Here is a 26,406-nt window from a genome sequence, read left to right as displayed (position 1 = left end):
GTGCGAGGTGAGGGGCGCCGGGTAGATTCCGGGTATGTCCGAGCCTGATCTGTGCGTGGTCCGGGTCCCGATCTTCCAGGGGCTGACGCGCGCCGAGCAGGAGACGGTGGCGGAGGTCGTGCGACCCCTGCGGGTGGCCAGGGGCGAGACCGTGCACCTGCCCGGACAACCGGTGACCCGGGTGCTCGTGGTGCACAGCGGGCGGCTCAAGGTCAGTCAGACCTCGGCCAACGGGCACGAGCAGGTGCTGCGGACCGCCGGCGCGGGTGAGGTGGTGGGGGAGCGGGCCTTCCTCACCGGGCAGCGGTCCGAGGACCTCGTCGTCGCGATCGAGGACAGCCAGATGTGCGCGCTGGACCACGACGACCTCTCGGCGCTGCTCGGGCGCTACCCCGACATCACCCAACGGATCCTGCGCACGCTGTCCGATCGGCTGCACTCGACCGAACGGCTGCTGGCCGCGGTCACCTCCAGCGACGTCGGCGCTCGCGTGGCGGCCTACCTGCTCGACCTGCCCGTGAGCGTGCGCGACTCGGTGGTGGCGGTGCGGCTCCCGATGGCCAAGCAGGACGTCGCGGGCTACCTGGGCACGACGCCGGAGACCCTGAGCCGGCGCCTGGCGGCGCTGTCCGACCGCGGGATCATTCGCCTGCAGGGGCGGCGAGACGTGGAGCTGCTGGACATCGACGCGCTCGAGGAGGTCGCGGAGCCGGGGTGAGGGTGAGCCGGTGGTGGATCACTCGGGTGTGGTGGTGCGCCGTCGTGCGGGGTCGGGGCCAGGTAAGGCTTGCCTGACCGGTGGGTTGACGACAGACTGTCAGCACACTTGATCGTGACGCGCCGTCAGCAACCCAGGAGCCCCCATGGCCACCACCACCCAGCCGCTGTCCGAGGTCCTGCGGGACACCACCCGGCCGCAGCACGAGCACGCCGAGACGCGCTCCTTCGTCAGCGACCTCATGGGCGGGCGCCTGGGCCGTGCGGCGTATGTCGACCTGGCCCGTCAGCACCACGCGATCTACACCGCGCTCGAGGGTGCGGGTGACCGGCTGGTCGGTGGTGGGACAGGTGGTGACCCGGTGGCGGCGGCCTTCGTGCTGCCTGAGCTGCGGCGGGTGCCGAGCCTGGAGGCGGACCTCGCCACCCTCGCCGGCCCGACCTGGCGCAAGGAGCTCCCCGTGCTGGCGGCGACCGAGACCTACGTGGCGCGGCTGGAGGGCATCGCGGACGCGGCCACCTACCTGGCGCACGCCTACACCCGCTATCTCGGCGACCTCTCCGGCGGCCAGGCCATCGCGCGGATGCTCCAGCGCCACTACGGCATGACCGCTGACGATCTGACCTTCTACACCTTCACCGGGATCGAGAAGGTCAAGCCGTTCAAGGACCACTACCGCGCCCTCATCGACGCCGCCCCCTTCACGTTCACGCGCGAGGAGCGCGATCGGGTGGTCGAGGAGGCCAAGGTGGCCTTCGACCTCAACGCGGCGGTGTTCGTCGCACTGGGCGAGAGGCACGTGGCCGCGGCGGAGGGCGGGCGCGAGACGGCGTCGTCGGGGGCGGCCTGAGTCGCATCCCTTACCTCGCGCGTCGGGACTCAGACCGTCTCTCCCGCTTCGAGAGGATGGGTTGTGTCACGAGGGGATGCCCTCTGCCCATCCTTTCGTGACAGAACCCATCCTTTCGATGAAGTGGTGGGGCTGCGGAGGAGGTGGATGGGGCTGAGCGGGGTACGTGGCCGGTCGGACAGTGGGCGCGTGGTCAAGCAGGTCGGTGGTGCGGGGCCGAGGCCCAGCCGAGGACGAGGCCCGCGGCCAGGGTGACGGGCGGGAACTCGTAGAGATGGTCGATCATCGAGTGCACCGCCAGAGCGGTCCAGGCCGTGGTGGCCACGAGCGCCGCCCGACCTCCGCGTTGCGCCCCGACGGCCAGGCCCGCGGCAAGGAGGCCCGCCAGCATCAGGACGCCGACCAGGCCGAGCTCGGCAGCGACCTGCAGGACCGAGGAGTGCACCTCGGACAGGTCGGGACGCGACGCCGCGATCGGCGAGGAGGCCACGAAGGAGCCCGGCCCCGACCCGGCCTGCGGACGCTGCGACCACAGCTCGAGGGCGTCGGCCCACAGGGCGTGGCGGGCACCGCTGAGGCTGCCGGAGGTCGACAGCCACGTGGGCCAGGTCGACAGGCCGCCGAGCCAGGTGACGAGGGCGGCCGCCACCGCGATGACGGCACCACCGGCGATGACCAGGGTGCGCGGGGCGGTCAGACGGCGTCGGGACGGCAGGTCGCGGCGGACGAGCGCGAGGGTGAGGACGAGCGCGAGAACGACGACGAGCACGCCGGCAGCCTGGGCGCGACCCGCGAGGAGCACGCCGAGCACGACGGCGACGAGCGTCGGGACGGGCAGCGTGAGGTGGGTGACGCGGGTCGGTGCGAGGGTGTCTGGTTCGTGCCGCTCGTTGCTCAGCGCGAGCAGACCGGCCAGGGCGACGAGCTGGAGGCCGAACGCCGCCTGGGCGTTGGCGTAGAACGGGACGAGCAGGGCCAGGCCGGCGACGAGCGCGACGGCGGCGCTCAGGTGCGTGGTGGTGACCCCTCGTCGGGGAGCTGGTGCGTCGGTGGTGTCGTCGTCGGGGGAGCGACTGGGGTCGACGTGCGCGGAACGTGAGGCGAGCACCCGCCCCGCCGCGACGCCGGCGAGGATGACGACCGGCGCGATGAGGAAGGGCAGGGCGTCGGCAGGCGGGCCGCCGTGGGCGAGCGAAGCGATCGCCGTGTATCCGAGCCACAGCGCGACCGCGAGCACCAGCAGGAGGTCGGCGCGCGAGTCCAGGCCGAGGTGGGACAGGCCACGACGGGCGGAGCGCTCGGCGGCGGCGAGGCGGGAGCGGGCGGTGGACTGGGAGGTCGCGCCGGTGCGCCGCTCGGCAGAGGACAGGTCTGCGCGGGAGCTGTCACCGGTGCGCGGCTCGCTCGGTGTGGAGTCCTCGGACCGGGGGAGTCCATGAGGCGCGTGTGGGGGCACGTAGGACGACGCTAGCGAAGTCGGGCTGTCCTGGGGGCGATGGTGATCTGCGGCGGGAGGAGCCGGCAGTGCGATCCGGGGCGTCACTGCGTCGAGCGGATGGGTGGGGCCAAGTGAGGATGTGCTGAGGGCGTCTGCTCGTGACACACACCAACCCCTTGTGAGGGGGACGAAGATCGGGGGTCGGAAGCGCCGTGGGAGATCCTCGTCGGCTGGGGCTGCTGCACCTGGCGGTCTTCTTCAGCTCCTTCGACCGGCTCGTCATCGCGCCGATGCTGCTGGCGATTGCCGACGAGTTCGACATCTCCCTGACCGAGGCGGGCGTCATCGCCTCCGTCTACCTGGTCGGGTACGGGGTGATGCAGATCGTCTGGGGGATGATCTCGGACCGGCTCGGGCGGGTGCGGACGATGCGCGTCGCGCTGCTCATCGCTGCATCCGCCAGTGTCCTCAGCGCGGTGTCCCCGCACGTCGTGGTCCTGACGGTGGCGCGCATCCTCGCCGGTGGCGCCTATGCCGCCGTCGTCCCGGGTGCACTGATCTACATCGGGGACACGGTCCCGGTCGAGCGGCGGCACGGCCCGCTGACCGACGTCATGATGATGACGGCGAGCGGGATGGCGACGGCCACCCTCGTCGGCGCTGCCCTGGCGGACCTTGCCAGCTGGCGGCTGGCCTTCGGGGTCCCTTCGATCCTGGTGATCGGCGTCGTCGTGCTGATGAAGCAACTTCCCGAGGTGGTCTCCCACGGGGAGCCGCGCTCGGTGCGTGCCTCGTTGGTGCGAGTGATCGGGCATGGGTGGGCGCTCGTGGTGTTCGCCTGCGTCTTCGTCGAGGGCGCGGTCCTGCTCGGCGTGCTCAACTTCCTGCCGACCGTCCTGCAGGCCGAGGGGTTGAGTACCACGTTGTCCGGTGTCGTCACCGCGGCGTACGGGGTTGCCGTCGTGGGTGCGACCCGGGTGGTCAAGCGCGTGGCGGACCGGATGAGTCAGGCGGGGCTCATCGCGGTGGGTGGGGTCTCCGGGGTCGGTGCGTACGTCGCGCTGGTGCTCGATCCGTCCACGGCCGGGGTTCTCGTGGGGTGTGTCCTCCTGGCGGGTGCCTGGGCCTTCATGCACTCCACGCTGCAGAAGTGGGCCACCGAGGTCACGCCGGACGCGCGCGCGACGAGCGTCAGCCTCTTCGCCTCCTCCTTGTTCCTGGGCAGCGCGGTCGGGACCGCGCTCGGAGCGGGACTCGCCGATCGGGGCAGCTTCGTCACGCTGTTCTCGATCGGTCTGGCGATCATGGTCGTCCTGGGTGCGTCGGCGTCGGTGCTCCGCGCCCGTAGCGAATGAGGCGGCCCGTTGGCGTCTGTGCGATGGGCGGGGCGCCTCCCCTGACCACCGAGCTTGGGTCCGGTCCGACCCGACGGTGCCCACAGCTGCTCCCCGTACCGTGGCGGCCATGCGCAACCTCTACGTCGTCACCCACCCCGAGGCCACGCATCACGTCGACCGCCTGGTCGGCGGCTGGTACGACTCCGAGCTGACGGAACGCGGCCTGGCGGCCTCGCGGGCGCTCGCGACCAGGGTTCGCGGGCTCGTCCCCGAGGGCGCGACGGCGGAGGTCATCAGCTCCGACCTGCGCCGCACCGCGCAGACGGCGCAGGTCATCGGTGCGGCTCTCGGCGTCGAGCCGGTCCTCACGGCCGACCTGCGCGAGCGCTCCTACGGGGAGGGCGAGGGGCGCCCGCAGGCATGGCTCGACGAGCGGTACGTGCCCGCGCCGGCGATGGGCGACCGGATGACCCACGACCACGGGGTGGCCGGCGCCGAGCGCACGATCGACGTCGCCGGCCGCGTCTACCGGGCGATGGACCAGGTCACCGCCCGCGACTGCGAGCACCAGGTGATCGTCACCCACGGCGGGGCGCTCACCTACGTGATCGCCGCGTGGATCAAGATGCCGCTCGACGCCGCCGGGCACGTCGCGTTCCGGGCGACCAGCGGGGGACTCACCCACCTGCGCGAGCACCCCCGTTTCCGCAGCCGTGAGGTGGTCACGCTCAGCAGCGTCTGAGGTGGCCTGGGCCGGACTCGCGCGCTCCGGTTCTCAGCTCCCGACCGGCGCGGCCGGGATGCCGCCGTGGCCACCGACCACCTTCATCGTGAACACCGGTCCGAACCAGCGTTGCCGCGAGCTGTCGGTCGCGAGGTCCACCAGGCTCAGGGCGGCGGCGACGCCGTTGGCGATCAGGCGGCGGCCGGGTGAGCGGGGAGCGAGGCGCTCCAGCGCGACGGTGCTCGCGACGGCGGTCGAGCAGCGGAGTCCCGCACGCCTCCAGGATCCTTCGCCCAGCAGCGGCAGCGCGAACGGCTGGACGTGGACCAGGGCGAAGGTGAGGCGCGAGCGCATGGCCTTCATCGAGTAGCGCTCGCGGGTGGCCGGGAGCTGGAACGCGACGAGCCCACCGACGAGGTCGAAGGCGACGGCGCCGACGAGCGAGCCGCGCAGCCAGCCCGATCGTCGTGCGGTCCGAACGCCGACGGCGAGGGCCGAGGCGGTCGCCACGCCCAGTACTGCGGCCGACTCGCCGCGGCCCAGCGGGCCCACCAACGACGTCCACGCCGAGGCGGGGCGCGTCGTGTCGGCGGGGCGGGTCGAAGCGCGTCGTGCGGGCGAGAACATGGCTGCCTCTCAGGTCGGGATGTCGTGGTCGGCTGTGCGGTGGGAGCGGCTGAGCCGTGCGGCCGTCGCGGACCGGATGCTCAGCGGTGCGGAGCGCGAGGTGCTCCGCCTCGGTCGATTCGGCACGTCGTCGACCCCTGCTCACGAGGCCGTCGACGAGGAGCCCCAGGACGATGCCGAGCGTGACTGCGACGGCGGCGTCGAGCAAGCGATATTCGTCGGACCGGTGGCCGGCGAAGGTCCCGATGCCGAGGCGCACGCCCGTCCTCCGGCGACCAGCCGGTTACACGTTCTTCGAGACGATGGGTGGTGTCTCGAGACGATGGACCCGGGGCATGTTCTCGAGACACCACCCATGCTCCCGACGCGAGCAGCGGGCAGGGGAGTGGGCCAGGCGGTCAGTCGCGGGTCAGCAACTGGTCGATCTCCTCGGCCGTCGGCGACGTCGCCGGGCCGCGGCGGGTGACCGCGATGCCGGCCGCGACGTTGGCCCGCCGCACCGCCTCCGCGAGCGGCACGCCGGCGGCGAGGTCCGCGCACAGCACGCCGGTGTGGGCGTCACCGGCACCGTTGGTGTCCACCGCCTCGACGTCGATGCCCGGCACGTGTACCGCAGCCTCGCCCGGCCGGGCGACCCAGCAGCCGCCCGCCCCGACGCGCACGAGTACCACCGCCTCGAGCTCCTGGCTCAGGGCGGCGGCGAGCTCGTCCGCACCGACGCTCGCCTCGTCAGTGCCCGCCGCACCGGCGCCCGCAGCGTCCTCGGGCACATCCGCAGGATTCCGCTCTCCCGCGCCGTCCCGCTCACGGAGCACCCGCCCCGCGAGGATGCCGGCCTCGCGCTCGTTGACCGACCACAGCGTCGCCGCGCCGCGCACCGCCGCCAGCGCCTCGCCCGCCACCTCACCGATGACCGGCGAGGCGTCGACGACGACCTGCGCCGCCTCCGCCATTCTCGGCAGCGCCCGGGCAAGCATCGCGGCGTTGTCGGGGTGCAGGAGCGAGTAGCCGCTGACGTAGACGACGTCGCCCGGCCCCACCGGTACGCCGTCGAGTGCGTCCACCGCGACGTGTCCCTCCGCGCCGAGTGTGGAGACGAAGGTGCGCTCGGCGTCGTCGTCGACCAGGGCCACGCAGAAGCCGGAGTCCATCCCGGGACGGGCGGCCAGGAGCACCTCGATCCCCTCTGCGGCCAGCGCCTCGCGCACCCGGTCGCCGAACGGCCCGGTGCCGTGCCCTCCCGCGTAGAGCACCTCGGCGCCCTCGCGTCGGGCGGCGGCCATGACGTTGAAGCCGCCGCCCACCTCGAGCGCGTGCTCGGAGGCGAAGACGTCCTCGCCGGCGGCCGGCACGCGGCCGACCTGCATGACGACGTCGACGATCGCCTGCCCGGTGTGGATCACCCGGCCCGCACGGCCGGTCACCGCGGCCGCACCCCCGACGCGGGCCGTCATCGCGCGGCCACGGACGGGTCGCGGCGGCCGGCGCGGGCACCGCCGAGCGCGGCGTAGAGGCCGGCCGAGATGGCGAACGTGGCGACCCACGCGAGACCGTTGGACCCGATCCAGGTCTCGGCCAGCGCGCCGGTGAACCACACCTCCTCGGAGCTCACGCGCGCCGTCGTGAACAGGAAGCCGACGACGATCGCCGCCGCCCACGCGAGCGTCGAGCGCCACTCCACGCCCCCGCGGTACCAGTAGCCCGACGTCTTGCCCAGGTCCATCAGCGAGTCGGCGTGGTAGGTGCGGCGCCCGATCATGTCGACGACGAACACGCCCACCCACGCCGTGATCGGCACCGCGAGCAGCGAGATGAACGTGATGAACGGGCCGTAGAAGCTCTCCGAGACGAGCATGAAGTAGATGGCGCCGATCGTGGTGACGACGACGTCGAGGATGACGGCGTTGACCCGCTTGATCCGGATGCCCAGGGTGAGCGTGGTGAGGCCCGCCGAGTAGACGGACAGGTGGTTCGACAGCAGCAGGCCGCCGAACGCGGTGACGAGGTAGGGGATCGCCACCCAGGCCGGCAGGACCGAGCGGACCGCCGCCACCGGGTCGCCGGCGCTCGCGAGCCCGGAGTCGCCGGCGCCGAGGATCGCGCCGAGACCGATGATGATGACCAGCGGTATGCCGGCCCCGGCGGACGCCGAGGCGATGAGCGACCCGGCCCGCACGCGGGGCGACTGGTAGCGGGCCATGTCCGCGCCGGCATTCGCCCAGCCGATGCCGGTGCCGGCCGCGATCGTGCCGACGCCGATGATCACGGCGGAGGCCGGCCCCGCCGGGGCCGACAGGACGAGGTCCCAGTCCACGGTGGTCACCAGGTAGGCGGCGACGAAGATGTTGAGCGCCCCGAAGATCCACGTGGCCCACTTCTGCACGGCGACGAGGAAGGCGTGGCCCATGCCGGACACCGCGACGGTGCAGACGACGAAGATCGCGATGCAGACCAGGGCGAGGACCGGGCTCTCCTTGGCGTCCGCGTTCGTGCCGAGCACCAGGGTGGACAGCGAGAGCAGCGCGAACGCACCGGTCGTGGTGTTGACGGTCTCCCAGCCGAGCCGCGAGGCCAGCGAGACGATCGTCGGGCCGATGTTGCCGCGCACGCCGAAGATCGCCCGGGACAGGGTGAGGCTCGGTGCGCCGCCGCGGCGGCCCGCGATCGAGATGACGCCGACGATCGCGAAAGAGCCGAACGCGCCGAGCACGGCGGCGATCAGGGCCTGCCAGATGTTCATGCCCAGCGCCACGAGCGTGACGCCGAGCGGGATGCCGAGGATCGACAGGTTGGCGGCGAACCACACCCAGAACAGGTCGAGCGGGTTGCCCTGCTGCTCCTCGACCGGCACCGGCTCGATGCCGCGCTGCTCGTACTTCGACAGGATCACGTCCTGGGCCTGCTCGGCCGCGGTCGGTGAGGCGTCGTGGTTCGGGGACATCATGCACCCTTCGTTGGATGGTCCGGGGAAGGACGGGTGGGCGCCGGTACGCGCCGGCGGATCGTCGGTTCCGGGTTGTTCGGGTAGTTCGGAGTCGTTCGGGTTGGTCGGGCGGTGCCCGGTGCGTCAGGCGGGGTCCGGTGCCGCGGGGGCGTGCGACCGGCGCAGTGCGAGCAGCTCGTCCGTGACGCCGGCGAGGTCGAGGTCGGAGACGGACGAGACGGTGGCGACGTCGTCGGCGGGGAAGCCGGCGGGCCCGTGGGTGGCGCCGAGGATCGCGCCGGCCATCGCCGCCACGGTGTCCGTGTCCCCGCCGATCGTGGCGGCGAGGCAGAGGCCGCCGTAGGGGTCGTCGCGGAACCGGCTCGCGATGACCAGAGCGCTGACGACCGACTCCTGGGACTGCACCGACGTGCCGACCACCCCCACGAGGAAGTCCGCCAGGTCGGCGGTGCTCATGGCGTGGGTGGCACGCAGCACCCACCCGGCGCGGTCGGGGATCGAGGCGCCCGCGACCCAGTGGCCCATCGTCTCCGCGCGGCGGGCCAGGTCGAGGCCGTAGGTCAGCGCGTCGTCGAGGTCTGCGCCGTCGACCGCGGCGGAGACCGCCCCCGCGACGGCGGCCGCCCCGGACAGGCCGAGCCCCGTGTTGTGCGTGACGAAGCTGAGGTCGTGGACGGCGCGGAGCAGGGCGTCGGGGTCTGCGGACGGCACCGCCACGGCCACCGGCGTCACCCGCATCGCCGCACCGTTCGTCGTCCCGCCGGAGCCGGTCTCCGCCGGGTCTCCGCCGTCGGCGATCGCCGTGATGGCCGCGGAGGTGGAGGGGCCGAGGAGGTCGAGCGAGCCCTTCGCGCGCATCCGTCCCTCCCAGGCCATGAGCGCGTCGGCGAAGGCCCGGGTCGCCACCCGGCCGCCGCCGTCGACGAGCAGCCGGGCGACGAGAAGGGCCTGCTCGGTGTCGTCCGTGACCGAGCCCGCCGGCATGCCCGGGGCGATCGGCTGGTCGGCCGGGCCGTCGACGAGGCCGGTGATCGGCCCCAGCTCGCGGGCGATCCGCTCGCGGGACATCGACTGCGTGGGCATGCCGAGCGCGTCGCCGAGCGCGAGACCGGTGAGGGCGCCGAGAGCGCGGTCGTGCAGGGTGGTCATGCGGGGGTGTCTCCGAACGTGAGGTGGAGGCTGAAGTGCGCCGGGTCGAGGAAGGACTCGACGTGCTCGACGACGTCGCTGCCGATCGAGAAGGACAGCCGCGTCGTGCGCAGCACGACGGTGCCGGGGGCGTGCTCGAGGTGTGCGGCGACGTCGCCGGACGTGGGCACGACCCGCGCGTCCTGCGTGCCGTGGTGCGCGACGAGGCCCGCGCCGCGGAGCGTGGCCGTGAGGGAGTCGTCCACGAGGCCGGTGGTCGGGAGGTCGCGCAGCGGGCCGGTGGCGGGCACGACGGCGCGCTCGTAGGAGATCGGGCGGCCGTCCAGGAGGCGTCGTCGGGCAAGGACGACGACGTCGCGGCCGGCGAGCTCGGGCGGCACGGCGTGTGCCGGGGCGGCTGTCGGGTGCGCGGGGCCGGGTGGGGGCGTGGCGCTGGCCGCGGGGACGAGCGTGATGCCGAGGATCTCGGTGGTGACGGCGGCGCCCGCGTCGGTCAGGGCGCGCGCCCAACCGACGCCCGGGTCCAGCGGGCTGCCGTCGAAGGTGACGAACGAGCCGAGCCCCGCGCGGGTGGCGATGAGGTCGCGGCGCTGCAGCTCGGCCAGGGCGCCGCGGACGGTGCCGCGGGAGACGCCGAACTCCGCGGCGATTCCCGACTCGCTGTCGAGGCGCTCGCCGGCACGCAGCGCGCCGGCGTTGATGCGCGCGGACAGGGCGGCGACGATGCGCTCGCGCTGCGTCATCGCAGCCGGGGAACCGGACATGCTGCACATGTTCATACCTGTTCACTTCGCCTGTCAAGGCCGTGCCGCGACCGAACGCTCACCGCCCCTTGCGCGGCTCCGCCGCCAGCAGCCACGCCAGGTACGCCCCGCCGAGCACCACCGTCACGGTGCCCACGGGTACCGGCTGCGCGAGCGTGTGCTGCGCCAGCAGGTCGGCGCCGAGCAGCACGAACGCCCCGGTCAGCGCGGAGTGCACGAGCGGGATGCCCGGGCTGCGGGCCAGCCGACGCGCGATCTGCGGCGCGGACAGGGCGACGAACGCGATCGGCCCCGTCGTCGCGGTCACCAGCGCGGTGAGCAGCACGCCCACCCCGAGCACGAGCAGCCGCGTCCGCTCGACGTGCACGCCGTGGGAGGCGGCCACGTCGTCGCCGAGCTCGAGCTGCCGCATCGGCCGCACAGACAGCAGGAGCAGCGGCAGCGCGGCGAGCACGACGGCGACGGCCGGCACCACGTCCGACCAGCTCGCCAGGCTCAGCGACCCCGACCCCCAGATCGCCGCCGTCATCGCCGTCTCCGTCTCGGCGCGCAGGAGGATCCACGAGTTGACCGCGTGCAGCGCCGCCGTCACCGCGATCCCGACGACGATGAGCCGGAAGCCCTGCACCCCGCCCCGCCACGCGAGCAGGTAGACGAGCACGCCGGTGCCGAGCCCGCCGAGCAGCGCCCCGCCGGTGGCCCCGACGAGCCCGCCGCCCAGCACGATCGTCGCCACGACCACGCCCGTGTACGCGCCGGTCGAGAACCCGATGATGTCCGGCGAGCCCAGCGGGTTGCGCGTGAGCGTCTGGAACAGCGCGCCGGCCACGGCCAGAGCGGCCCCGAACACCAGCGCCGCCGACACCCGCGGCAGCCGCCACTCGAGCACCACGGTCGAGGGGAAGCCGTCCTGCCCCGTCGCCGCGCGCAGCACCTCGAGCGGGGTCAGCGGGTAGTCGCCGATCCCGAGCGCCAGCACGGTGAGCGCGAGCAGGACCGCCGCGAGCACAAGACCCACGACCATCGGACGACGACGACGCCGCCTCCGCGCTCTCGCCAGACCCTGACCGGCGGTCTGCGGGTGCTGCGTCGCGGTCCCGGGCTCCTGGGCGGTCACAGGGTCAGCGCCTTTCGTCGTCGGGCGAGTGCCACGAGAACGGGTGCGCCGATGAGCGCGCTGACCAGACCCACGGGCATCTCCGCCGGCCACACGACGAGGCGGGCGAGGATGTCCGCGCCGATCATGAGCACCGGCCCGAGCACGAGGGACAGCGCGAGCACCCACCGCTGGTCGGCCCCGGCGAACCGCCGCGCGGCGTGCGGGACCATGAGGCCGATGAAGGCGATGGGGCCGGCGATGGCCGTCGCGCTGCCCGCGAGCACCGTGATGGCGACGACGCTCAGCACCCGCGTCCGCCTGAGGGAGACACCGAGGGAGGTCGCGACGTCGTCGCCCATCGCCACCCCGTTGAGCGCCTTGCCGAGCAGGAGCGCGAGCACGAGGCCGGGGATGAGCAGCGGCGCCACGGCCCCGACGACGTCGAGCCCCCGACCGGACAGGATCCCCGCCTCCCAGACCTGCAGGGCGTTGAAGGTGCGCGGGTCGGACAGGCGCAGCGCGCCGAGGATCCCGGACAGGACCGCGCTCAGCGCCACGCCGGCGAGGACGATGCGTACCGGGTCGACCCGCCCGCCGCCCGTGCGGCTGATGAGCGTGACCGCGACGGTGGCGAGGAAGGCCCCCGCGAGCGCGAACCACACGTAGGCGCTCGGCGCGGACACGCCGAGGAGCGAGATCGCCATCGCGACGGCGAAGCTCGACCCCGCCGACACCCCCAGCAGCCCCGGCTCGGCCAGCGGGTTGCGGGTGAGCGCCTGCATGAGGGCGCCGGCCACCGCGAGCGCGGCCCCGACGGCGACCGCCGCGATCGTCCGCGGCAGCCGCAGCCCGGTGACGGCGTGCTGCTCGGTCGGCGGGACGTCGCCGCCGGTGAGGGAGTCGAGCACGGTGGGCAAGGGTATGTGGCTGCTGCCCACGACGATGCTCAGCACCCCGAGAACGACCAACGCCCCGACGCCGATCAGCAGCGCCGCGATGCGCGCCCGCGTGGCTGAGCCGCGGGATCCCGCGCGGCCGACGGCCGGCCCGCCGGAGTCCGCGCGGCCGGCGTCCCGCCCGCCGGAGCCCGCGCGGCCGCCGGCGGGAGGGGGAGTGGTGGGTGCGGCGTCGTCGTCGGGCACGGGTGTGGTGGTTCGTTCGGCGACCGGACTGCCGGCGGGCGCGCCTGAGCTCGCGCCGTGCCTGCCGCTCTCGGCGGAGGGGCCGCTGCCGGCGGGTGGCGGTGGTCTCATCGTCGTCGTGCCTGTTCCTTGATCTATTAGGTGAGGCTTACCTTAGGGGCTCTGTGGGCCGCCCCGGTCCGCACCCCCGGTTCGACCAAGGAGTATCGATGACCATCGACCGCCCCGCGCGCACCCGACGCCTGACGATCGGCGCCGGCCTCGCGCTCGCCGCGTCCCTCACCCTTGCGGCCTGCGGCGGTGGTTCCGAGGAGGAGTCGGGTGACTCCGGCGAGTCCGGCTCCGGCTCCGGCGCGGGCGCGGGCGACTCGGGCGAGGCGTTCCCGGCCACGGTCGAGACCGAGTTCGGCGAGGTGACGATCGAGGAACGGCCCGAGCGCGTGGTGGCGCTGGGCTGGGGCGACGCCGAGGTCGCGCTCCAGCTCGGCGTGCAGCCCGTGGGTGCGTCGGACTGGATCGGTTTCGACGACCCGACCGGAGTGGGGCCGTGGATGGAGGGCGCCTACGACGAGGCCCCCGAGATGTTCGGCACGCTCGAGCTGTCGTACGAGGCGATCGGCGCGCTCGAGCCGGACCTCATCCTCGATGTCCACTCGAGCGGTGACCAGGAGCGCTACGACCGACTCAGCGACATCGCACCCGTGGTCGGCGTGGCCCCCGGCGGCGGGGACTACCTGACGACCGGGACCGAGCAGCTCGAGATGATCGCCGCAGCGTTGGGGGAGAGCGACCAGGTCGAGGAGATCCTCGCCGAGCAGGAGGAGGCGTTCGCCGAGGTCGCGGCGGCGCACCCCGGCTGGGAGGGGCAGACGGTGACCGTCGGGTCGCGCACCTCCGAGGGCTGGGGCGCGTACACCGCCGCGGGCAGCCGCGTGTCGTTCATGACCGAGCTCGGGTTCGTGCCCAACCCCGAGATCGAGGAGCTCTCCGAGGACGGCAGCTGGAGCGTCTCCCTGTCCGACGAGCAGCTGCCGGTGTTCGACGCCGACCTCGTCATGGCCACCCCCATCTGGATCGAGCCCACCGAGATCTCCGAGGATGCCGGCTGGCTCGCGATCCCCGCGGTCGAGGACGGCCGCTCGATCCTCATCGACAACGAGGTCTCCGACGCTTTTGCTCTGGCCACGCCCGAGGCCAGGCTGTACGCGCTCGAGCAGCTCGAGCCGCTCATCGAGGAGGCCCTCGGCGAGTGAGGGGAGTTCTCGTTGTTCGCCGACCCATGTACTTGCGCGCCGACCCATGTACTTGTGCGCCGAGCCATGTACTTGCGCGCCGACCCATGTACTTGTGCGCCGAGCCATGTACTTGTGCGCCGAGCCAGGTAACGGCGGGGGTGGGGTCGGCGCACAACGACTGGGGTCGACGAGAGCATCGCGGCTCGGCACGCGACCGCTCCGAGACCTGACCCCCACCCCTGGCGAGTGAGGGGTTTTCGGTCGGGTGAGCGAGCGGAATCCCGCCCGGCGAGTGCGCGACGATGAACCGACCCGCCCCCGAACGAAGGACGACCATGCCCCGCGACGCGCACTCCAGCTCGATGATCACGGACCCGCAGGTCCTGGCGGTGCTCGACGAGCTCTACGAGCGTGAGCGCCACATCGAGTGGGCCGAGTACGCCTGGCACGCGGACCCCCACCGGCACGCGGAGACCGGGTTCTCGCTCAGCCCCGAGCAGGGCGACCAGCTCTACCTGCTGGCGCGGTACGGGCGGGCTCGGAACGTCGTCGAGTTCGCGACGTCGCTCGGCTTCGCCACGATCTACCTCGCGGCCGCCGTACGTGACGCCGGAGGCGGGATCGTCCGCACCGCCGAGCTCGTGCCGGAGAAGGCGGAGCGGGCGCGGGCGAACGTCGAGCGGGCGGGGCTGGGGGAGTACGTCGAGGTCCTCGTCGGGGATGCGCGCGAGACGCTGACGTCCGTGCCCGACGGCGTCGACCTCGCCCTCATCGACGGCTGGGCGCCGGACGTGTCCCTCGAGGTCCTGCGCGTGATTGAGCCGAAGCTGCGCAGCGGCGCGCTGGTGTACAACGAGAACCTCGACGCCTCCTTCCTCGACCACGTCCGCGGCGACGGGAACGGCTACCGGAGCGTGACCCTGCTCAGCGGCTCGGAGTACAAGCCGAAGGGCGAGCTGGCGCTCAGGATGTGAAGGAGTCGGGCGACGTCGCCGGCCGGTGACAGCTCGCGACCGTCCGGCGATCGCCGCCCGCCTGTGACCCCTACCACGGCGAGCGACTCCTCGATAGCATCGGCGTCGTCGGGGCCGTACGGGGGTGCGCGCGGGAGCCATCGCCCGGATCAGGGCCGCGGCATCCACCCGGCGATCCGCGCGAGCAGGCACCACACCTGGTCAACGACGAGCCAGTGGTGCGCGTGTCGCCACCTGTCAAGGAGGCACATCATGACCGACTCGACCGACTTCACCCGCTCCGGGGTCTCCCGGTTCAAGGACCGCGACCTGGGCGTCCAGCGGTTCCGCTGCGAGGTGGGCGTCCCGCTCGCCGAGCAGAAGCATCTCGGCCACAACCGCTGGCACCCGGACATCCCGCCGCTGGTCGAGGTGGGCATCGGCGACGAGCTCATCCTCGAGTCCGGCGGCTACGACGACTACCAGCTCAAGGACGTCGACGACGACGCCGACATCCACTCCTTCGACCTCACCCGCACGCACCCGCTGACCGGCCCGGTCAAGGTCGACGGCGTCAAGGCGGGTGATCTTCTCGTCGTCGACATCCTCGACGTGCTCCCGCTGTCCGGGATCGGCTACTCGAACATCCTGCCCGGGATGGGTGGGCCGCTCGCGTCGCAGTTCCCGCAGGGCTTCAAGACGATCTGGGACCTGCACGGGACGTACGCCACGAGCCGGCAGATCCCGGGCGTGGAGATCCCCGCGATCAGCCACCCCGGGATCATGGGCGTGGCGCCGTCGCACGATCTGCTGCGGATCTGGAACGAGCGCGAGGACCCCCTGATCGCCGACGGCCTGGCCGGTCCGCGTGCGGACGCCGTCGCGACGTCCGTCCTCCGCGACCTCGAGGGCGACGAGTGGCGGCGCGTGGCCCAGGACGCCGCCCGCACGATCCCGCCGCGCGAGAACGGCGGCAACATGGACATCAAGAACCTCTCGCGGGGCTCGCGCGTCTACTACCCGGTGTTCGTCGACGGCGCTCTGTTCTCCTCGGGCGACTTCCACTTCGCCGAGGGCGACGGCGAGGTCACCTGGAACGCCATCGAGATGGACGGGGCCGGCTGGTACCGGTTCGGCGTCATCAAGGACGGGATGGCGCGCTACGGCGTGAGCACGCCGATGTTCCGGCCCTCGCCGTTCGATCCGCAGATGGGGACGAGGTACCTCTCCTTCACCGGGCTGTCCGCGAGCGGCTCCGAGCAGAAGTACCTCGACACGACGATGGCCGCCGTCCAGGCCCTCGAGCAGGCGATCGAGTACCTGGGGAAGTTCGGATACACGCCCGAGCAGGCGTACACGATCATCTCGGTGGCGCCCTGCGAGATGCACGTGGGCGGGATCGTCGACATCCCGAACGCGGCGGTCGTGCTCAAGGTGCCGGTCGACATCTTCGACAAGGACATCCTCCCGCAGCCGGAGTAAGGCCCGGTCCCGCGGGGGTGGGTGCGGCTCGCGAACGGAGCACGACGTCGAACCCCTCACCCCCGCTGCGGGACCGACGTCTCTTCGCCGACCTCACGCTCGGTCTGACGGCACCACGCCCCCTCGCCGACTCACGCTCTGTCCGCCGGCACCACGCCCCCTCGCCGACTCACGCTCTGTCCGCCAGCACCGCACTCCCTCGCCGACCTCACACTCTGTCGCCGAGACGGCCGACGGCGTCTGTGAGGTCGGCGAGGGGGGCGGGTGGCCACTGCTGACGTCGCTCTCTCGTGCACCGCGCCATGTACTTGTCCGCCGAGCCAGGTACCTGCTTGCCGAGCCGTGTACTTGTCCGCCGAACCAGGTAACGGTGGGGGTGGGGTCGGCGTACAACGACTGGGGTCGACGAGAGCATCGCGGCTCGGCACGCGACCGCTGGTGTCGGCGCGGGTCCGTAAGCTGCCTTCCGGCTCTCGGGGGGCGGTGACGGGGCACCTGCACGGTCACCACACCACATCGAGTCGGTCCGACCACTCGTGTGTCACGGCGACCGCGAGCGGGCGTGGATGAATGGCGCCGTCGCGCCTGGTCCGTCACTGCGAGGCGCCCCACCGGCCTGGTGCAGGGAGGGGCCCGTCAGGCCGACCGGCCGGTGCGTCGCCGCGTCCGGGGCATGAGGTCGGTGACCGGCGAGAGACTGAGCCGGACACCGTCGGGCACCTTTGCGACGATCCGCTCGACCGTGAGGGCAGGGTTGCCGGCCTCGGAAGCGCTGAGGTGCAGCACCGTGTGGCCCGCACGCTCGAGTGCCTGGTCCCGACGTCTTTCCTTCATCAAGGCGTCCGAGGTGACGGTGGGGTCGGTGCCGAACTTCGAGTGCCCGTCGAACTCGACGATGAGCCATCGCGGCCTCCCGTCCGGCGTCGTGCCGATGGGGATGGCAAGGTCGACCCACCACCGGTGCCCGTCGGCCGCGATCGGGCACTGCTGTACCGCGTCGCGCACGCCCCAGACGAGAACGATCCACCTGACACGCGACTCCCACGCCGACTCCGACCACGGCGACGCCAGCTCGACCAGTCGGATGGCGCGCCGGACGCCCCGTGCGCCCCGGAACTCGGTGCGCAGCCGGCTGATCAGCAGGGCTCGCAGCTCGCCCGCCTCCCGATCGACCCGTTCGCGCTCCGTCCGACTCGCTCGGCACATCCTGGCGAACACGTGATCCAGCGTGACGATCGCCTGCTCTGGATCACGAAGGCGTGCGAAGTCCATCGCTGTCCGCTCGAGCGTGGTGACAGGCTGGCCGCCGATCATCACGATGTCGCCGTCAGCCACGGTGAACTCGTGTCGGAGCACGTCACGGGCACTCCCGGGCCCCGCGGGACTCGGGGCCGCGAGGTGCACCGTGGTCGGCACCGTCCATGTGTAGAGGTCGTGGACCGCAGCGGCCGATTCCAGCACCAAGGGCCGAGGAGTCGACGTCCGTGCCTGGGCCGCGGTGCATCGTGCGCGGTAGAGGGCCCGTGTGCGTGCACCTCCGTTGAGCCCCTTCGGCACCACAGCGACGGCACCGCGGCGGACCGTGACGAGTTCAGTTCCTTCGTTCGACCGCGACCTGGCCAGGGGGTCGTGGAGGCCGCGGACGTCGCCCAGGAGGACCCGCAACGTCGGTGTTCCCGTGGGCAGCGCCGAATTCATCATGGCCCGACCCTGAGTGACGACGTCCGGTACGACTGGGGAGGACATCGCGACCTGTGGATGGACGTGTAGCCGCAGTGCCTGTGGTGATCTCGTGGCGTCCCGGATGGTGCTCACGCCCGGAAGCTGGGCAGGCGTGGACGGAGGCGCGCGCTGCTCGAACACTCGAGCGTGCGACGCGACCTGTGGGGGCCCGGCGATCGTCGAACCAGCACCTTGTCGCCGACCCATGTACTCGTCCGCCGACCCGTGTACTTAATTGCCGACCCGTGTACTTGTCCGCCGAACCAGGTGACGGCGTGGGTGGGGTCGGCACCCAGCATCTAGCTTCGGCGACAACCCTCGGGGTCGACGCACAACCTGTGGCCTCGGCAGGAACGAGTGAGGTCGGCACTCACCCTGTGACCTCGGCGGAACCGGGGGAGGTCGGCACCGTCCCGCCGCGCTCACGCCCTCCCGCGAGGCCCGGCCCAGTGCTCGGCCACCGGTACGGTCAGCCGTCTCTCTGGCGGCTCCGGCGCGCTCCCGCCGAGCAGGGCCAGCAGGTGATCCATCGCCGCCGCGCCGAGCGCCTCCCCGTCCACGTCGACCGCGAGCGACCCCGGCACGCCGACCACCTCGACCGCGTCGTCGCTCCGGGGCTGGTCGCCGAAGTGCGCCCGGCCGCGCGAGATGAGCTCGAAGAGCAGACCCAGGCCGAGGTCGGACGCGAAGGGGAGGGCCACTGTCGCGCCCGTCGCGAGGACGTCGTCGGCAAGCGCCGCCCCGGTCGTGAAGAGAGCGGGGGAGGGGCCGAGGATGTCAACCTCGACCCCGGTGGCGCGTGCGGCACCGAGAACGGCCTCCGACCGCTGGACGTTCTGCCACGACTTGTCCGGCCCGTTGAGGAACGCCACCCGCTCGTGCCCGGCGTCGGCAAGCCGCTCGACGAGCGAGCCGAACGCGGCGGCGGTGTCCGCGGACACGGACGGGATGCCCTCGATCTCCCGGTCGACGAGCACGCTCGGCTTGAGCGCGCAGGCCCGGCGCACGAGCTCGTCGTCGCCGCGCGGTGCCACGACGATGAGCCCGTCGACCTGTGCGACGAGCTGCTCGAACCGCACCCGCTCGGCCTCGTCCTCCAGCGGGTGGACGGCGATCGTCACGTGCAGGTCCGTTGCCGCGGCCCGGTTCTGGGCGCCGCCGATGATCGGCGTGAAGAACGCGTTGTGCAGGGTCGGCACCAGCAGCGAGACGATCCCGGAGCGCCCCCTGGCCAGGTGCTGGGCGCCCCGGTTGGGGATGAACCGCAGGTGCTCCGCCGCGTCACGGACCCGCTCGACGGTTCGAGGGGCCACGAGGTCCGGTCGGTTGAGGGCTCGCGACGCCGTCGCCTTGGAGACCCGTGCGTGCGCCGCGACGTCGCTGAGCGTGGCCACCGGGCTCCCTCCCTCGTCGTTCCTGGCATTGTTCCCCGCTTGCGCGCACCTCGCGCGTGAACCGCACCGACGACGTCGGCACGCACCTCCCGCCCGAACGGCACCGTCGGCACGTCTCGCCCCGGAACGGGTCCGACGACGCCGACACGCACCCCGGACCACGCCGGCATCACCACCCCCGCTGGCGCAAGACAGGCATCGCCACCGGGCGGCCCGGTATGTATAGTCCCACCGTAACCGGTTGTGGAACCGGTTGCGGTCGCCAAGCGCCGAGTCCTGGACCACAGGGGCGTCGAGCGGCCGACCGTCAGTGACGACGCCCCACCCGAAGGAGGAACTCGTGCGCCAGACCCGTGGCACGACCGCGCTCCTGCTGCTCCCCGGTCTCGCGGTCCTCCTCGTGGGCTTCCTCGTGCCGTCCGTCGCGATGCTCGTGGCCCCGCCCGACATCGGGCCCGGAGAGGTCCTCGCCCGCCTGGGGCAGATGCTCAGCGACCCCTACGACCTCGCGATCATCGGCCGCACGCTGCTGCTCGGGCTCATCACGACGATCCTGTGCCTGCTCCTCGGTTTTCCCATCGCCTACCTGCTCGCCCGGTCGACGTCGCGTTGGTCGGGCGTGCTCCTCGCGCTCGCGATCTTCCCGCTCCTGCTCAGCTCCGTGGTCCGCACCTTCGGCTGGCTCGTGGTCCTCGGCTCGCAGGGGGCGGTTCCCCAGCTCCTGCTCCGGCTCGGGCTCGTCGACGAGGCGCCCCAGCTGCTCTACACGCCGCTCGCGATCGTCCTCGGGCTCACGCAGCTGTTCCTGCCGCTCGCCGTCGTCGCCTCGTACTCGGCGGTCGCCCAGGTCGACGCCGGACTCGACGACGCCGCCCGCGGGTTGGGTGCCGGGAGGATCCGCACCTTCTGGACGGTGGTCCTGCCGCTGTCGTTGCCCGGCGTCGTCGTGGCCTCGGTCCTTGTGTTCGCGGGCTCCATCACGGCGTACACGACCCCCTATCTCCTCGGCGGCTCGCGCGAGCGCGTCCTCGCCACGCAGCTCTACACCTACGCCAGCACCACCATCGACTGGGCGGCCGCCAGCGCGACGGCGCTCGTCATGACGATCCTCGTGTTCGCCATCTCGGGCCTGTCCGCACTCGTCGGCCGCAGAGGGGCGATCGCATGAGCAACCGCCGACCCGTCGCCGCGGCGCTCGCCGTCCTCGGCTACATCGTGATGATCGTGCCGATCCTGTTCGTCGTCGTCACCGCGTTCTCCGCCGGCAGCACGCTCCGTTTCCCGCCCGAGGGCTGGTCCCTGCGCTGGTTCTCCGAGGCGGTGAGCTACGAGCCGTTCATGACCTCGCTCGTGTCCAGCCTCCAGCTCGGGCTGCTCGCGACCGTCATCGCGCTCGCGCTCGGCGTGCCCGTCACGCTGGCGATCCACCGCGGCCGCCTGCCCGGGAAGGGGCTCGTCGAGGGCCTGTTCCTCTCGCCGCTCATCGTGCCCGAGCTCGTCGTGGGTCTGGCGCTCTACCAGCAGCTCATGCTCGGCCTCGACCTCGACAACTTCGAGGTCCTCCTCTTTGGTCACACGGTGCTGATGTTCCCCTACGCCGTGCGGGTGACGGGGGCGTCCCTCGCGCTCATCGACCCCGCCGTCGAGGAGGCGGCCCGCGGTCTCGGCGCCGGGCCCGCACGGACCTTCTTCACGGTCACGCTGCCGCTGCTGCGACCGGGGATCTTCTCGGCCGCGCTGCTCAGCTTCGTCGCGTCCTTCAACAACGTGCCGCTCTCGCTGCTCCTGCAGAGCCGCGACTTCCGCACGCTCCCGGTGGTGATGCTCGACTACGTCCAGCAGAGCTACACGCCCATCATCGCCGCGATCTCGGTGCTCATCCTCGCCGGCACCGTGCTCGTCGCGATCATCACCGAACGGACCCTCGGGTTCGCCAAGGTCTTCGGAGGCATCAACGGATGACTGCTGCCCAGCTCGTCGGCGTGACCCAACGGTTCGGCGACTTCACCGCCGTCGACTCGATCGACCTCACCATCCCCGAGGGGAAGCTCACGACGCTCCTCGGACCCTCCGGCTGCGGGAAGACCACCACCCTGCGCATGCTCGCCGGCTATCTCGCCCCGACGTCGGGACAGATCCTCATCGGCGGCAAGGACGCGACCCGCACCCCGCCCGAGAAGCGCAACCTCGGCATGGTGTTCCAGTCCTATGCGCTGTTCCCGCACATGACCGTGGCCGAGAACGTCGGCTACGGCCTCAAGGTGCGTCGAGTAGGGGCTGCCGAGCGCAGGACGCGCGTGACCGAGTCCCTCGAGCTCGTCGGTCTCGCCCACCTGGCCGGCAACAAGCCGAAGAAGCTCTCCGGCGGTCAGCAGCAGCGCGTCGCGCTCGCGCGTGCCATCACCATCGGCCCCGAGCTGCTCCTGCTCGACGAGCCGCTGTCCAACCTCGACGCCCGCCTGCGCATCCAGATGCGCGCCGAGATCCGGCGCATCCAGTCCGAGACCGGGCTGACCGTCGTGCTCGTGACCCACGACCAGGACGAGGCCCTCGAGATGAGCGACGAGATGGTGCTCATGCAGGACGGCCGCATCCAGCAGCAGGGCGCGCCGCAGGACGTCTTCCCCGCGCCCGCCAACCGGTTCGTCGCCGAGTTCCTCGGCTACGAGAACTTCCTCCACGACGCCGGTGGACAGCTCCTCACCGCGCGCCCCGAGCACATCGAGCTCGATCCGGCCGGTGGGGCGCGGGGGAGCGATACAGCCTCCTCGGGCCTCGCGCTCGACGGCACCGTCCTCGACGTCGCCTACCGCGGGGTCGACGTCCTCGTGAAGGTCGCCGCCCAGGACGCCTCCGGCGAACGCGTCGAGCTCCTCGCAGACCTGCGCGCCACCACGGCACCCCACCTCGACGCCGGCGACCCCGTCCGCGTCCAGGTCCCCGAGTCGCGGCTCGTCGCAGTCGCCCCCTGACCGTCGCCCTCCGCACCCGCGGCCCCCGAAAGGAACAGTCCATGTCACCCAGCCGCCGGTCCACCGACCGCCGCCGCGTCCTCGCCCTCTCCACCGTCGTCGTGCTCTCCGCCGCAGGCATCGCCGCCTGCGGCGGCGGGGGAGACTCCGAGGGCGACGCCGACACGATCGTCGTCAGCACGTTCCCCTTCAACGTCGAGCCCTTCACGGAGGCCGTCGTCGACCCCTTCACCGAGGCCACCGGCATCGAGGTGGAGATCGAGACGGGATCCAACGCCGACCGTCTGTCCCAGCTGCAGCTCGACGAGGGCGACTCCGGCATCGACGTCATGCTCATCTCCGACACGTACGCGGCGATCGCCCAGGAGGACGACCTCTTCCAGCAGGTCACCGCCGAGGACGTGCCGGCGCTCGAAGAGATCGCGCCGTTCGCGACCGAGGAGGGGTTCACCGGTCCCGCGTACAGCTACCAGCTCAACGGGATCATGTACGACACCGAGACGTTCTCCGCCGAGGAGGCCGCCGACTGGGCGATCTTCGGCGACGAGGCCAACGCCGGGCGCGTGGTCCTGCCCGACATCGCTGTCACCTCCGGCCAGCTCACCGTCTCCGCCATCGGCGAGGTCTACGGTGCCGGCCCCTACGACGTCGACACGGCGTTCTCCACGCTCGCCGAGTGGTCCCCGAACGTGCTGCAGTTCTACGGCTCGAGCACCGAGATGACGAACCTGCTCACCCAGGGGGAGATCGTCGCGGGTGCCGCGCTCAACGGGTTCGCCACCGACCTGGTCGCCGCGGGCGAGAACGTCGGATGGACGCCGCCGGCGGAGGGGCGCTACATGGCGACCAACCGGGCGATGGTCCCGAGCGAGGCACCCAACGTCGAGGGCGCCCACCAGTTCATCGACTACCTGCTCTCCCTCGAGGCGCAGCAGGCCAGCGCCGAGCTCGTCGGGGACCTGCCCGTCAACCTCGAGGTGGAGATGCCCGAGGAGCTGACCGCCGTCGTCGGTGACGTCGCCGACGACCCCGAGGCTGCCGGCTACTCCACCCTCGACCCGAACGAGATCACCCCGAACCGCAACGAGTGGGTCGAGCGGTTCGCGCGGGAGGTTGTTGGTGGCTGAGGCGACAGGAGCCGTGACGGCGGACGTCGGGCCCGACGCCGAGGCCTTCCTCCGGCGCCTGCCCAAGGTGGACCTGCACTGCCACCTGCTCGGCACCGTGCGGCCGACGACGTTCGGCGACCTCGCGCGCCGCGAGGGGCTGTCGCTGCCCGATGCGCCCGAGCGGATCTTCGCCGACATCAACTCGACGCCGCCCGACCCGTCGTTGTACCTCGACACGCGGATCCCCATGCCGCAGGGACGCAGCGACGACGAGCCCGACCGGTCGTACTCGTTGTTCGAGGCGTCGGACTGGGTTCGCCAGGTGCTGCGCGGGCCCGACGACCTCACGCGGATCGTCTACGAGGCCCTCGAGGACGCACACACCGTCTCCGGGACCCGGCACGTCGAGTTCTCCATCGACCGGCCACCGCCGCAGATCGAGGCCCTGGGGTACGCGCAGATGGTCGAGGCCTACGCCGAGGGCATCCGGTTGGCCGAGCGCGACTTCGGGATCACCGCGCGGATGCTCGCCGCCGTCGACCGGTCGGGGACCGGCGAGGAGGCGTTGGAGTGGATCCGGACCGTCGTGGACCACCCGCACGAGCACCTCGTGGGGATCGGCCTGGACAACCTCGAGACCTCGGGCCCGCCGGAGCGGTTCGTCGACGCCTACCGCCTGGCGGGGGAGGCCGGGCTGCGGCGCACCGCGCACACGTCCGAGCACGTGCCGAGCGCGCGCAACGCCGTCACCTGCCTCGACGTCCTCGGCTGCGAGCGGCTCGACCACGGGTACTTCGTCCTCGAGGACGACGCCGTGGTGGCGCGGATGCGCGACGAGCAGGTCGCGTTCACGGTGGTCTCGACGACGTCGCGGCGCTCGTGGCGGCCGTGGCGGCGTGCCTCCATCCGCGCGATGCTCGACGCCGGTCTCAACGTCTTCCCCGCCAGCGACGACCCGGGGATGTTCCCGACGACGCTGCTCAGCGAGTACCGGATCCTGCACGACCAGGTCGGGGTGGGGTTGGAGAAGCTCGCCGCGATGGCACTCGCGGGGGTGGAGGCCAGCTGGCTGCCGGAGGCGGGCAAGGACGTGCTGCGCTCCGACATTCGTCGCGAGGCCGAGGCGCTGGCAGGAGGACAGGAGTAGACCGGCTGGACGTGGGGCCGGTCTCCCCTCCCGCGCCGACCCATGTACTCGTCCGCCGACCCGTGTACCTGTCCGCCGAACCAGGTGACGGCCGGAAGGTGTCAACCTGTTTGGAGTCGTTGGGTTGATTGTTCGGTGTTGAGAGTGACGTTCGCTAACGGTGCTCTGATTCGGGGGGTGCGGGGGTAGCGCTCGGGGTGGCGGGCGGCCAGGTCTTCGAGAGTGGACTGTCGCTGGTGATGGACAGTGCGCCAGCTGCCGTCATGGACGCTCTGCGGTGTGTGGCCCTCGAGCGACGTGTGCCGGTGAGTGGTGTTGTAGTCGGTGATCACGGTCGTGGCCCAGCGACGAGCATGGGCCATGTCGTGGAACCAGCCGGGATAGCGGGACTGGTACTTCGCTGTCTTGAACCATGATTCGGCGTACGGATTGTCGTTGGAGACCCGGGGCCGGTTACGTGAGCGGGTAATGCCCAGCTCGCGGTAGAGGTCGGACAGGGTGTCGGACATCATCGACGGGCCGCCATCGGAGTGCACGATCTGCGGGTGCGTGCCCTGCGCGTCGAACGCGGTCTCGAACATCGCTCGGGCCAGGTCATCGTCCTCGCCCTGTTCAACCCGCCAGCCCACGACCAGGCGCGAGAAGACGTCGATGACGAGATAGAGACTGAGCCACTGCCCGTGGTACTTGCCCGCGAGCTTGGTGATGTCCCAGCACCAGACCTGGTTGGGCGCGGTGGCTCGGAACTGCGGCATCGCGCTGGCCCGCCGCCGGCGCCGGGGCCGGCTGGGCCGTTGCGGCCCCAGATGAGCAGCGGCGAGCCGGTGCCACGTCCTGAGCGAGGCGATCGGATCGCCCGCGTCCAACGCGTCGTGCCACGACGAGTACACGCCGCGACCGACGGCGAACCCCTGGGCGATCAGTCCCAGGATCTGCTCCCGCTCGGCGTCGGTGACCCGGTTGGGATAGTCCCGCCGTGCCTGCGGAACCGGACCGGGCACCCGGTCGCGGGGATGGCGGCGGTAGTGCCACGTCGCGCGACTGATCCCGAGCAGTTCCAAGGTGGCGCGCTGACTGGTCCCATAGCTCTTGATCTCAGCGACCAGCTCGTTCTCGAACGCGATGAAGTCCGAACCGCCCGTCGCCGTACCCGAGCCGGTGGTTGGGTTCAGCTCTCGTCCTTGGGCTCCTGCTGCTCGCCGGCGCGGTCGTGCAAGAGCCCGATAGCTTTTCCCAGCGCATCGTTGACCTCCTGGAGTCGCTCGATCTCAGCGGCGTGTTCCCGCCGATCGGCCTCCCGCGCAGCCTTCTCCGCCGCGAGCTGGACCTCGAGCTGTTTGAACTTGGCTCCACCAGCGACATCCATCAAGGAAGTGTCCCTGGGAATCAGCTCGGCATCCAGATCGCCAAAGAAGAACGCCTTACGCCAACGACTCATCGTTCGCGAGTCGATCCCCCTCTCTGCGAGCCATGCCAACTTCTGACCGTGCTCGACAACCAGGTACTCGGCCACGAACTCAGCCTTCTCCTGCGGAGTGCGCAGACGTGCCAACATCGACCTCCTCGATCGACTCACACCCAGGCTGACACACAGGGGGCG

Annotated in this window: 24 protein-coding genes; 12 read left to right on the top strand and 12 right to left on the bottom strand. The window is 71.9% G+C overall.

Annotated features, from left to right (window positions below; translation table 11 throughout):
- Nucleotides 1-34 precede the first annotated feature (34 nt).
- Both ACPYO6_RS14850 and ACPYO6_RS14845 read left to right on the top strand, forming a co-directional pair.
- Nucleotides 35-718, top strand: a complete 684-nt coding sequence (locus ACPYO6_RS14850) for a Crp/Fnr family transcriptional regulator (RefSeq protein ID WP_425715549.1) — start codon at nt 35-37, stop codon at nt 716-718.
- A gap of 145 nt (nt 719-863) precedes the next feature.
- Nucleotides 864-1,568, top strand: a complete 705-nt coding sequence (locus ACPYO6_RS14845) for a heme oxygenase (biliverdin-producing) (RefSeq protein ID WP_425715548.1) — start codon at nt 864-866, stop codon at nt 1,566-1,568.
- A gap of 193 nt (nt 1,569-1,761) precedes the next feature.
- Here the strand turns inward: ACPYO6_RS14845 and ACPYO6_RS14840 are convergent, their stop codons facing one another.
- On the bottom strand, nt 1,762-3,024 hold the full coding sequence (locus ACPYO6_RS14840) for an O-antigen ligase family protein (RefSeq protein WP_425715546.1): 1,263 nt from the start codon (nt 3,022-3,024) through the stop codon (nt 1,762-1,764).
- Between the two features lie 194 nt (nt 3,025-3,218).
- Here ACPYO6_RS14840 and ACPYO6_RS14835 point away from each other — a divergent pair, with 194 nt between their 5' ends.
- On the top strand, nt 3,219-4,361 hold the full coding sequence (locus ACPYO6_RS14835) for an MFS transporter (protein WP_425715545.1): 1,143 nt from the start codon (nt 3,219-3,221) through the stop codon (nt 4,359-4,361).
- Nucleotides 4,362-4,470: 109 nt separating this feature from the next.
- Nucleotides 4,471-5,085: a histidine phosphatase family protein gene (locus ACPYO6_RS14830; RefSeq protein WP_425715544.1), complete on the top strand. Its 615-nt coding sequence runs from the start codon at nt 4,471-4,473 to the stop codon at nt 5,083-5,085.
- A 33-nt stretch (nt 5,086-5,118) separates the two neighbouring features.
- Here ACPYO6_RS14830 and ACPYO6_RS14825 read toward each other — a convergent pair whose 3' ends face one another.
- The 7 genes from ACPYO6_RS14825 to ACPYO6_RS14795 form a co-directional block, all read right to left on the bottom strand.
- Nucleotides 5,119-5,577 carry a hypothetical protein gene (locus ACPYO6_RS14825; RefSeq protein ID WP_425707671.1) on the bottom strand — a complete coding sequence of 153 codons (459 nt, stop codon included), beginning with the start codon at nt 5,575-5,577 and terminating at the stop codon, nt 5,119-5,121.
- 515 nt (nt 5,578-6,092) lie between these two features.
- The gene (locus tag ACPYO6_RS14820) at nt 6,093-7,148 is read right to left on the bottom strand and encodes a PfkB family carbohydrate kinase (RefSeq protein WP_425715543.1); all 1,056 of its coding nucleotides are present in this window, start codon (nt 7,146-7,148) and stop codon (nt 6,093-6,095) included.
- Nucleotides 7,145-8,638, bottom strand: a complete 1,494-nt coding sequence (locus tag ACPYO6_RS14815) for a purine-cytosine permease family protein (RefSeq protein ID WP_425715542.1) — start codon at nt 8,636-8,638, stop codon at nt 7,145-7,147. Before ACPYO6_RS14815 ends, ACPYO6_RS14820 begins: the two co-directional genes overlap by 4 nt.
- 123 nt (nt 8,639-8,761) lie before the next feature.
- Nucleotides 8,762-9,787: an ADP-ribosylglycohydrolase family protein gene (locus ACPYO6_RS14810; protein WP_425715541.1), complete on the bottom strand. Its 1,026-nt coding sequence runs from the start codon at nt 9,785-9,787 to the stop codon at nt 8,762-8,764.
- A complete protein-coding gene (locus ACPYO6_RS14805; RefSeq protein ID WP_425715539.1) occupies nt 9,784-10,551 on the bottom strand; it encodes a GntR family transcriptional regulator in 768 nt (255 codons plus the stop codon). The genes ACPYO6_RS14810 and ACPYO6_RS14805 overlap by 4 nt, the downstream gene beginning before the upstream one ends.
- A 58-nt stretch (nt 10,552-10,609) precedes the next feature.
- Nucleotides 10,610-11,575, bottom strand: coding sequence for a FecCD family ABC transporter permease (locus tag ACPYO6_RS14800; protein WP_425715538.1), 966 nt, complete (start codon nt 11,573-11,575; stop codon nt 10,610-10,612).
- A gap of 89 nt (nt 11,576-11,664) precedes the next feature.
- Complete coding sequence (locus tag ACPYO6_RS14795) at nt 11,665-12,792, bottom strand: FecCD family ABC transporter permease (RefSeq protein ID WP_425715537.1); 1,128 nt, start codon at nt 12,790-12,792, stop codon at nt 11,665-11,667.
- Nucleotides 12,793-13,001: 209 nt separating this feature from the next.
- Between ACPYO6_RS14795 and ACPYO6_RS14790 the strand changes: the two genes are divergently transcribed.
- The 3 genes from ACPYO6_RS14790 (at nt 13,002) to ACPYO6_RS14780 (ending at nt 16,462) form a co-directional block, all read left to right on the top strand.
- The gene (locus tag ACPYO6_RS14790; protein ID WP_425715536.1) at nt 13,002-14,045 is read left to right on the top strand and encodes an ABC transporter substrate-binding protein; all 1,044 of its coding nucleotides are present in this window, start codon (nt 13,002-13,004) and stop codon (nt 14,043-14,045) included.
- A gap of 317 nt (nt 14,046-14,362) precedes the next feature.
- Nucleotides 14,363-15,001 carry an O-methyltransferase gene (locus tag ACPYO6_RS14785; protein WP_425715535.1) on the top strand — a complete coding sequence of 213 codons (639 nt, stop codon included), beginning with the start codon at nt 14,363-14,365 and terminating at the stop codon, nt 14,999-15,001.
- A 252-nt stretch (nt 15,002-15,253) separates the two neighbouring features.
- Nucleotides 15,254-16,462: an acetamidase/formamidase family protein gene (locus ACPYO6_RS14780; RefSeq protein ID WP_425715534.1), complete on the top strand. Its 1,209-nt coding sequence runs from the start codon at nt 15,254-15,256 to the stop codon at nt 16,460-16,462.
- Between the two features lie 636 nt (nt 16,463-17,098).
- Here ACPYO6_RS14780 and ACPYO6_RS14775 read toward each other — a convergent pair.
- Together ACPYO6_RS14775 and ACPYO6_RS14770 are read right to left on the bottom strand one after the other, a co-directional pair.
- The gene (locus tag ACPYO6_RS14775; RefSeq protein ID WP_425715533.1) at nt 17,099-17,797 is read right to left on the bottom strand and encodes a hypothetical protein; all 699 of its coding nucleotides are present in this window, start codon (nt 17,795-17,797) and stop codon (nt 17,099-17,101) included.
- Between the two features lie 809 nt (nt 17,798-18,606).
- On the bottom strand, nt 18,607-19,578 hold the full coding sequence (locus ACPYO6_RS14770; RefSeq protein ID WP_425715532.1) for a LacI family DNA-binding transcriptional regulator: 972 nt from the start codon (nt 19,576-19,578) through the stop codon (nt 18,607-18,609).
- A gap of 340 nt (nt 19,579-19,918) precedes the next feature.
- Between ACPYO6_RS14770 and ACPYO6_RS14765 the strand changes: the two genes are divergently transcribed.
- From ACPYO6_RS14765 to ACPYO6_RS14745, 5 genes are read left to right on the top strand one after another with little or no spacing between them, the layout of a single operon-like run.
- Nucleotides 19,919-20,746, top strand: a complete 828-nt coding sequence (locus tag ACPYO6_RS14765; RefSeq protein ID WP_425715531.1) for an ABC transporter permease — start codon at nt 19,919-19,921, stop codon at nt 20,744-20,746.
- Nucleotides 20,743-21,540 (top strand): ABC transporter permease, encoded by a 798-nt coding sequence (locus ACPYO6_RS14760; protein ID WP_425715530.1) that lies wholly within the window; start codon nt 20,743-20,745, stop codon nt 21,538-21,540. The genes ACPYO6_RS14765 and ACPYO6_RS14760 overlap by 4 nt, the downstream gene beginning before the upstream one ends.
- Nucleotides 21,537-22,550, top strand: a complete 1,014-nt coding sequence (locus tag ACPYO6_RS14755; protein WP_425715529.1) for an ABC transporter ATP-binding protein — start codon at nt 21,537-21,539, stop codon at nt 22,548-22,550. The genes ACPYO6_RS14760 and ACPYO6_RS14755 overlap by 4 nt, the downstream gene beginning before the upstream one ends.
- Nucleotides 22,551-22,591: 41 nt before the next feature.
- Nucleotides 22,592-23,677 carry an ABC transporter substrate-binding protein gene (locus ACPYO6_RS14750; protein ID WP_425715528.1) on the top strand — a complete coding sequence of 362 codons (1,086 nt, stop codon included), beginning with the start codon at nt 22,592-22,594 and terminating at the stop codon, nt 23,675-23,677.
- Entirely contained in the window at nt 23,670-24,806 is a 1,137-nt protein-coding gene (locus ACPYO6_RS14745; RefSeq protein WP_425715527.1) for an adenosine deaminase family protein, read from the top strand. The genes ACPYO6_RS14750 and ACPYO6_RS14745 overlap by 8 nt, the downstream gene beginning before the upstream one ends.
- Before the next feature lie 101 nt (nt 24,807-24,907).
- Here the strand turns inward: ACPYO6_RS14745 and ACPYO6_RS14740 are convergent, their stop codons facing one another.
- Both ACPYO6_RS14740 and ACPYO6_RS14735 read right to left on the bottom strand, forming a co-directional pair.
- The gene (locus ACPYO6_RS14740; RefSeq protein ID WP_425713788.1) at nt 24,908-25,900 is read right to left on the bottom strand and encodes an IS3 family transposase; all 993 of its coding nucleotides are present in this window, start codon (nt 25,898-25,900) and stop codon (nt 24,908-24,910) included.
- 74 nt (nt 25,901-25,974) lie between these two features.
- Nucleotides 25,975-26,361, bottom strand: a complete 387-nt coding sequence (locus ACPYO6_RS14735) for a hypothetical protein (protein ID WP_425713778.1) — start codon at nt 26,359-26,361, stop codon at nt 25,975-25,977.
- Between the last annotated feature and the right edge of the window lie 45 nt (nt 26,362-26,406).

It is taken from the genome of Georgenia sp. Z1344 (assembly GCF_049856295.1).
Classification (GTDB): Bacteria; Actinomycetota; Actinomycetes; order Actinomycetales; family Actinomycetaceae; genus JB111.
The sequence above is the reverse complement of the archived record's forward strand: the minus strand, read 5'-3'. Positions and strand labels throughout refer to the sequence as shown.